The organism is Streptomyces sp. NPDC001732 (assembly GCF_053596315.1).
The window spans coordinates 1-1781 of sequence record NZ_JBSFFY010000191.1 but is presented as its reverse complement, the minus strand read 5'-3'; the positions used below and the strand labels follow the sequence as shown (position 1 = coordinate 1781).

The 1781-nt window shown below is 70.7% G+C and carries 1 protein-coding gene; it reads right to left on the bottom strand.

The window, feature by feature from the left end:
- Window positions 1-119 precede the first annotated feature (119 nt).
- Complete coding sequence (locus tag ACWCXX_RS41285; RefSeq protein ID WP_451136453.1) at window positions 120-1514, bottom strand: DNA-binding protein; 1395 nt, start codon at window positions 1512-1514, stop codon at window positions 120-122.
- Window positions 1515-1781 lie beyond the last annotated feature (267 nt).

Here is a 1781-nt window from a genome sequence, read left to right as displayed (position 1 = left end):
CAGCCCGCCCCCTTGTGGATACCGCATGCTCCGGTGATACCGCACGGACGACCAGCCGTCAGCCCCTACGACTCCACGAGTTCAACCTCAGTAACAGCCGACACCCCGCCCCGCCATTCTCAGCCGTCGCCTTCCTGCCCGACCACCGGCAGCATCCTCCTGAGGACCTCGGCGGGCATGTCCACCCACCGGGCCACCTCCTCCAACGGCACTCCGCCGTTCACCGCCGCCACCGCGGTCCGCTTCCAGGCCGCCTCGATCAGACCAGCACTATGCCCGAGACCGCGCAGCAGCTGCCGGGCGACATCAGCGGTCGGCCCGCTCTGCACACCCCGCAGCTGAAGCAACTGCTCCTCAACACTGCCGATGAGGCTGCCAATCCGCGCCCGCTGCTCGGGCGGCACCACAGCCCGCCACATCGTCCCCGAACCCGGCGCCCGCTTCTCCTTGCCCAGCACCCGCAACTGCCCAGCCATCGGCACCGGCTGATGCTCCTGGCGCACCCACCACGGATCGTCCGCGTACCCCGGCGGGCCGCCAGCTCCGCAGCGCCGGCGGATGACCCCGCCCATCCACGCGATCAGCGGACCACCATGATCCGTCGCCGCCAACGGCCCCAGCCACGCGCGCCCGACCCGCTCCCCGAGCCGGCGGCAGAACACCCCGTCAGCGGGCAGCGCCCGCGGCCGCCCCGCACCACTGTCCACCCACACCAGCTCAACCATGCCCGGATCCAGCAGAGCGTCGGCGACCGCCACCACCTCGGGAAAGATGACCGCATCTCGCCCCACGATCCTCCACCACTCAAACTCCGACCCGGCATCACCACCCGCGACCTGATGCAGCCGCCGCGGCCAGATCGTCTCCCGCTCCCAGCCAAGGGCCTGACCCCACCACCGTGCCACCACCGCCTGCGCCAAAGCGAACACCCGCTCCGGCTCGGCCCCGGCCCGCACGGCCCGCCGCGCCACCCCCGTCCACCGCCGCTGCGCCCCGACCATCTCCGGCAGGTGCCGCACGTCCAGGTACTCACGAGGCTGGTCGGCGTCCGCGTCCAAGAGCCACCGCCCGTGCCGCGCGCACACCCGATCCCACCGCGGGGCGTACCGCACGACCCGCACGACGGTTCCTGTCCGCCCGGCGGCGCACAACCGGCAGCCGAACGCCACCGGACCGGCCACCGCGCCACCGATCCGCCACAGCCCCACCGGATCGCCATCCTCGGCGCGCAGCTTGGCATCCTCTTCCGCCCAGGACGGCAACGCCCGCGCCAGCACGTCTTCCTCCACGACGCACATGCCTGCCAGGAGCTGGCGTCCGGCCGCGTTCAGCAGCACCTCGGCATCGGCACGTGCGCCTCCGCCCTCATGCCCAGGCGGGTAGTTGCGCCACTTCCAGCAGGCCCGCAGCACCTTCGCTTCCATCCCGTAGCGGCCGGCGATGCGGCAGATCAGCGACGAGGTCGTCTCCCCCTGCAGGGGAGCGGTCCGCAAGAGGCCGGGAAGATGGGTCACTCCACCACGGTCTCGTGTTCGCCGATCAGGGCGGGGGATTTCGCAGTAGCCGGCCGGTCCTCGGTCCGTCGTCGGCCTACTTCCGGGCCATGGCTCTCCCTTTCAGGGACGGCAGGCATCGGTGTGGCGGGGGATTCGGCCGTTCGAGCGCACCGTGATGATCCGATCGCACTAACTGATCGTTTCAGAATGAGGTTCGGAGTCGTCTCAAGCAGATGATGCTGCAAGCGAGTTGAAGCAGGCCGAGGTGGAGATCTGCGCGTATCT